Source organism: Anaeromassilibacillus sp. Marseille-P3371 (genome assembly GCF_900169665.1).
Taxonomy (GTDB): Bacteria; Bacillota; Clostridia; order Oscillospirales; family Acutalibacteraceae; genus Anaeromassilibacillus.
In genome coordinates this window covers 2,627,904-2,635,379 of record NZ_LT835157.1, presented here as the reverse complement: position 1 = coordinate 2,635,379, position 7,476 = coordinate 2,627,904, and the positions used below count along the sequence as shown (strand labels likewise).

Below are 7,476 nucleotides of genomic sequence, written 5' to 3'. Positions count from 1 at the left end.
GTGACACGACAGTGAACTTCACGCTCAAGAGAGGCAGCGCATACTGCTTCAAGATGACGGTGGTAAATGGAAACAACCAGACGCCGAGCTTTACAGTAGGCAATGGCAGCGTTCTCAAGACGCAGTTTGTGGCGAAGGTTGGAAACGATTACTACTACAGAGTCTATGCAACCGGCACACCGGGCCAGAGCACGGGCATCTACACGACCCTGCCGGGTCAGAATGCAGTGAAACACTGCACGGTGACCATTGGTTGAATGCCGGATACCAGCGAATGGCATAAGCCATTCGATCCAGCAATCGCTGGTGGAAGAGCACCAGCGTAGGAAACGCCATAGGCACGAAAGACGCTGTGCGTCCGCCGGGCCAGAGTAAGACATCTACACGGCCCTGCCTGGTCAGAATGCGGTGAAACACTGCACGGTGACCATTGGTTGAATACCGGATACCAGCGAAGGGTGTAAACCATTCGATCCAGCAATCGCTGATGGAGGAGAGCCTGCGTAGGAAACGCCGGAGGCGCGAAAGACGCTGTGCGTCCACCGGGTTAGAGCATAGGTGTCTACACGATTCTGCCGGGGCAGAATGCAGTCAAACACTGCACGGTGACCATTGGTTGAATGTCAGATCAGTTTCAGAAGGAATAAAGATACACCATATCCGGTCAAAACTTGGCGGCTTATGGTAGAAAGCGTTCCTTAGCAATCAATGCGAACAAGCGATTGAATTCATGCAGTAATAAAATGAAGGCACCAGGCACATCATCTTGTGATGTGCCTGGTGCCTTTTTCTTGTTTATCAATGTCCTCTATAATAAAGGAATGAAAAGGCAGACATTTTTAATTCTTATCTGTCGGATGTATTGAAGGGAATGTCGGTAAACACTTACATTCAAAATCTAATCTCTAATCGTACAAAGTATTTATTCGAAATTATTGCAAAAAACTTGCGAGTATGTTAGGATATTTTTGGCAGAACCGACGATCGACGTTCGGGCTGTTTATATTATTGTGGAGCCTATGAAGAGAAGGAGGAAAGAAATGAAAAACAGAAAAGTAACCGCATTATTGCTTACGTTGGCCATGCTTTTGACAGGTACTGGCTTAACACAGGCAGCGGCAGTGGCAGGGACGCCAGTCAATCCGCAATTTGACGGACAATACTGGTATAACGCCACAAAAACAGTGGAGGGGGACGGTCGCTTCTCCAGAACAAAGGTATATGAGGAAAATCGAGAACCTCAACGCAGCTACTTTATTCCGTATGACACAGAAGAAAAAGCCCTTGCGCGAGACCGAGAGGCATCGGACTATTACATGCTTCTGAATGGAGACGATTGGAAGTTCAAAATTGTGGACAAGCCGGCGGATGCAATTATGTACTTCCAGAATGATGATTATGATACGTCCGATTGGGATACCATCATGGTTCCGTGCAGTTGGCAGATGCAGGGGTATGATACACCGATCTATACGAATATCCCTTATCCGTGGACCAACTATGAAGACCGCGGGGATTGGCAAGATGCGCTGGCCCCAACCGTCTATAATCCGGTTGGCCATTACAAAAAGACGTTTATTGTGCCGGACAGCTGGAAAGATCGTGAAGTATTTGCATCATTCCAAGGTGTTGAATCCGCTTTCTATCTGTATATCAACGGGCAATATGTAGGCTATTCGGAAGATAGCTTTACCATGCATGACTTTAATATCACCCCTTATCTCAGAGATGGGGAAAATACCATGTCCCTGCGGGTATACCGTTGGTCCGACGGAAGCTGGTTGGAAGATCAGGATTTCATTCGCTTGTCCGGTATTTTCCGCGATGTGGAATTGTTCTCCAAAGACAAGGTGGAGATGCGCGACTATTATATTCAGACGACCTTTGACGATGACACCTACACAGACATGACTTTAGATCTACGGGTTGACGTACGTACGCATGACAATGCGGACGCATCCGGCTACACGGTGAAGGCCAAGTTGTTGGATGCAGAAGGCGAAGTCGTTTTTGATGACGTTTCTCTTCCGGTCACCGAAATCCCAGACGGTGAGGATGAGGTAGAACTGCATACGGCAATCCCGGTGGAGGCGCCACATCAGTGGTCAGCAGAGGACCCCTACTTATACAACCTGTTGCTTCAGTTGGTGGATCAAAATGGGAATGTTATAGAAAACATTGGCCACCGGGTGGGATTCCGCCAAATTGAAATCAAAAATATTGGTGTCTACAATGGTAAGGACTATGGAAACAAGCAAATGATGACCATTAACGGAAAACGCTTAATGTTGCGAGGATTCAACCGCCATGAAGTGCATCCGGAATATGGCCGTTATCTCCCGCGCGACTTCCAAGAAGAAGACATCAAACTCATGAAAAAGAATAATGTAAATGCCATTCGTACTTCGCACTATCCCAATGATCCGAATTTCTACGATTTGTGCGATGAATATGGTATTTATATTTGTGACGAAGCAAATGTGGAGTCTCATGATGTACGAGGAAATTTCCCATCCAACATTGAAGTTTGGCGTGGACCCTGCCTGGACCGTATGGAAAACATGGTGGAGCGCGACAAAAACTATGCATCCGTAATCATGTGGTCTTTGGGCAATGAGGCCAGCGAGACATGGACGCCCGCGGACGGAAATGCTTTTAAGCTCATGAGCGAATGGACCAAAGAGCGCGACGCCGGACGCCCGATCAAGTATGAGCGCGATAACCGCTGGACAGATGTCATGAGCGTGCAATATCCTGCGTACGGAGATGTCACAAATTACTGCAATGGCTCTTCAACAAAGCCATACATCATGTCTGAGTATGCGCATGCGATGGGCAACAGCACTGGTTATTACAAGAAATATTGGGATATTTTCCGCGAGCAGCCACAGGCACAGGGCGGCTTTATGTGGGACTGGGCGGATCAGACCCCGCTCTGGGACCTCCCAACCGCAGAAGAGGGAACTGGTTTCTTGGATCAGGCATCGGATTTGCGCAATACTTATACGGGTACGTTGGAAAAGACTGGGGATCGCCCCGATGTAAACAATGTTCTGCGCGGTTCAGCGATTTTTGATAATACACCCTATTTAAATTTCTATACAGGAAATACTGAAATGGCTGATGGCGTAGTGGTTGGCAAGACCTTCACGATTGATGTCACCCTCAAGCCAGAAAAACCCGCAGGTTATGATTCTGCGAAAGACCGTGTATTTAACTACATAGTTGGTAAGGGCGATCAACAATATGCGTTACAGCAGATCAAAACGGCTGACGGAGAAGAACTTATCCAGTTCTATTTCGGGAAGGATTGGACAGAGGTTAATGCACCAATGCCGGACGATTGGTTTGGAAAAGAGCATCGTATTGTGGTCTCTTATAATTACGACGAAGGCACAGCAAAGCCGGTGACCATTAAAATCTATATTGATGGAGAACTCAAGACAACCTATAATGATGTGGCTACCATGGACAACAGCGACCAAAAATTCTCCATCGGGATCAACAGTCAATATAAAAACCGCGGTTCCTTTAGCGGTGAGATTGATTCTGTGCGTATTTTTAAAGAAGTACTCTCTCCGCAGGAGATTGACGAAGCTAATATTGATGCTGGGGACCAATACCGCGTATTCTTCTGGGCTGATTTTGATGACGAAGCCGGTGTGACACCGGACCGAGTGGTTGATAAAGGCGGATATGGATACGACGGAACACTGCAATCCGGCAGTACCATCGTTCCAAAGGACGGAGAAAATCCGGATGAAACGCCTGGAGGCGAAGACAAACCTGGGGCGATTTCCGGAGATAAGGCTCTGCGAGGGACGATGACCTTGGAGAGCAACGACGATTTGGATATTACTGGCACAACTCCATTGACCTTGGAAGCTTGGGTAAAACCGGATGCGTTAGAAGGTCATAAGACCATCATGGGTAAGGGCGACAACCAGTATATGATTAAGACCAATGGAACAAATTTGGAATTCTTTATCTATGATGAAACTCGTAAAAATGCCAACTATGACCAGTATGTAAGTGTGACAGCTGCTCTGAACGCAGAAGACTGGGTCGGAAAGTGGCAACATGTAGCGGGCGTTTATGATGGTAAGAGCTTAAAACTCTATTTGAATGGGGAACAGGTGGCAGAAAAAGTCCTGAACGGCGAAACGATCCAGCCCGGTGAATCCCATCCATTTGCCGTTGGTACTTGCACGCAAGAGAGCGGGCGGCAGTTCAGTGGACTGATCGACGATGTCCATGTATACGATAAGGCTTTGACCTTAGAGGAATTCAACGACACCAATCGCCAGCCGACAGATCCCCATACGCTACTCTGGGTGGATTTCCAGTCCATGCGTGAAGGCGATCCCATTGAGGCCACTGGACCAGTAGCAGCGCCGGGCAAATATTATGCTTATGGCGGCGACTGGGGAGAGACTGTCCACGACGACAACTTCCTGGCCAACGGCGTGGTGTCCTCCGATCGGAAACCGCATCCAGCGCTTGCTCAGGTCAAACAGGTGCAACAGGAGATCAATTTCAAGGATACAGATGTAGAAAATGGCGTAATTCGCATTGTCAATGAGTTCCTGTTCACGACCACAGAAGGCTATGATTTCCATTGGGAATTGATGCAGGATGAAAAGTTGATTGACAGCGGCAACTTTGAAGTGACAGTAGATCCGCTGAGCGAACAGGATTATACCATCGAAGGATTCGCTCTTCCGGACGAACTGGCGCCGGGAGCCGAATATTGGCTCAATCTGCATGCGACGCTCAAAGAAGACACCCGTTGGGCGGAAGCAGGCTATGAGGTTGCAAAACAACAATTTAAGCTGGATGTAAACACACCGAAGCATGCGAACAAGTCGTTGGCCTCTTTGCCAGAACTCACGTATACCGAAGAAGGCGATACAGTTACCATTACAGGCGAGGCGTTCACAGCAGTATTTGATAAGACGCAGGGAACCATTACTTCTTATCAGTACCAGGGGGATGAGTACCTAGTTGACGGCCCTGTTCCAAACTACAATAAGCCTCCAGTTGACAATGACCGTGAGAATGGCTTTGTATCTCGAACAGCAACTTGGAAAAATGCAGGTCAAAACCGCACGGTGACCAATGTACAGATCGCAGATGTGGCCGAAGGAAAAGGTGTCAGCTTCACGGTAGATGCAACACTGCCTACTTCAACGCAGTCTACCTATAAAGGCGTTATTACTGTCTATGGCGATGGACAGATCGTGTTCGATCAAACGCTGCATCCCGGTTCTTCTTCTCTTCCGGAGATTCCTGAGGTTGGCACAATGATGAAAGTCAAAGGAGAATACGATCAGATTACCTATTATGGAAGAGGTCCTGAAGAAAATTATCGTGACCGCCAGGATGCATACGATGTCGGCGTCTATGAGTCCACGGTTATGGATCAGTTTGTCCATTATGTGGAGCCACAGGAGCATGGAAACCGCAGCGATGTTCGCTGGATTGCTCTGACCAATACGGATGGAAAAGGCTTTATGATCAGCGCAGAGAGTGGCGAAGTCATCGAAACCAATGCCTCCTATTTTGAGCAAAATGATCTTGCTTCTAAGAAGCATCCGTATCAGCTCATTCAGGAGGAAGATATTTATCTTAAAATCAACCAGTTGACTTCCGGCCTTGGCGGCCAGCAGAGTTGGGGCGCCAGACCAGAGGAATATGTGACGATCCGTCCTAACCAGGATTATCAGTATACCTTCCGCTTTACTCCAATTGCAGAAAAGGATATCCATGCAATGATGGAAAACAGCAAGACGGGTCTTACCGATAAACTGGTCGAATCTATTTTAGTCGATGGAACGCCAATCGAGAATTTCCAGCAGAATGTTTATGAGTATGAAGTTCCTGTGGTGTCCATTGATTCCATTCCGAAAGTGACGGTTTCAGTCAACGATGCGGATGCAATGGTAACCGTCGAACAGGCAGATTCTTTGCCCGGAACAGCCGTGGTCAAGGTAGTGCCTTCCGGTGCGGATGAAGCGGATGCATGGGTCTATACCATTCAGTTCTCTGTCATGCAGTTCACTTATATGAGTGACTTGGATTGGACGTCCGCCACAACGGGTTACGATTCTTACCAACCCAGCAAAGACTCGCATAACAACAGTGGAAAGTTGACTTTGTTGGACGAGAACAATGAGGAAGTTCAATATGACAAAGGAATTGGCACACATGCAACCTCTGACATTATTTACAATTTGAATGGTGCGTTTGACCTGTTTGAAGGATTTGTTGGAGTCGACCGTTCACAGTCCCATAATAACAATGCAAGTATCACCTTCCAGATATTCTTGGATGGAAATGATACACCGGCATTTGATAGTGGTGTCATGCGTGTAGGTACGGTACAAAAACACTTCTCTGTAGATATTTCTGGAGTAGATGAAGTAAGGCTCCATGCAGACATGGGCGAGACAAACGCGAATGACCATGCCGACTGGGCCGACCTTAAACTCTTTAAGAGTGAGGAAACCAGTACAGTCTATGCAGTCCGTACAGAGGTTGCGGGAGGTACAGCGGTCATCACAACAGAGAAATCCGCCGCGAAGGAGAATGATACTGTTCGAGTAACCATTTCGGATGTGGAAGAAGGAAAACAGTTCAAGTCAATCCAAGTGAGGGATAAGAGCGGTGCTGTTTTGCCCATAACGACAGAAGAAGAAGGAAAAGCTTATACGTTTGTTATGCCAGCATCCGCAGTTCAGGTGATAGTAGAACTGGAACCTGAACAAATTATTCCCGCAGAGCCGCAGCTGTTGACCGTACAGTGGAGCAGCAATGCAGCGGTGGAAGTGGAAGGGAATGCAGATGTGGTGATCTCCACGGATGCAATCTACGGCGCGAAAGTGTTGCCGGGCGAAGATCTGACCTTTACCTTCACCCCGACCGACGGCGCGTTCGCCAGTGCACAGCTCAACGGAGAGGATATCCCGTTTGAACCAAACGGCTTTACGTACACTTACACGATGCCGAATGAGAGTGCGAGCCTGCGCTTTACCTTTACGAAGGTGGACAAGGACATCTTGAAGATTGTCCTGGATGAGGCGAACAACGTTTCACAGGAGGACATTGACCGGCTGGTGCCGGAAGTGCGGGAACTCTTTGTGAATGCCCGGACCAACGCACAGGAGGTCTACGACGATCCGGCCGCAACCCAGGAAGAGGTCAACAAGGCCTGGGACGAGCTGTTGGAAGCGATGCACCTGTTGGAATTCGAGGAAGGCGACAAGGAAGTGCTGCTGCCGCTGATCGAAATCGCAGAGCAGTTGGCGGAGAAACTGGATGCATTCAAGCCGAGCAGCACGGAGGGCTTTGAGGAAGCGCTGAATGAGGCAAAGGACGTCTATGCCGAGGAGAACCCGCTGAAGGCGGAAGTGGACAAGGCATATGAGAACTTGCAGAAGGCGATTGAAAATCTGAAATACCGTGCAGACCTGTCGG

General features: G+C 48.2%; 2 protein-coding genes. Both read left to right on the top strand.

Annotated features, from left to right (window positions below; translation table 11 throughout):
* Positions 1-257: hypothetical protein (locus B9Y59_RS10880; protein WP_158089011.1), on the top strand; the 257-nt coding region annotated here is incomplete at its 5' end.
* 783 nt (positions 258-1,040) lie between these two features.
* Positions 1,041-7,476: glycoside hydrolase family 2 TIM barrel-domain containing protein (locus B9Y59_RS15835; RefSeq protein ID WP_158089010.1), on the top strand; the 6,436-nt coding region annotated here is incomplete at its 3' end.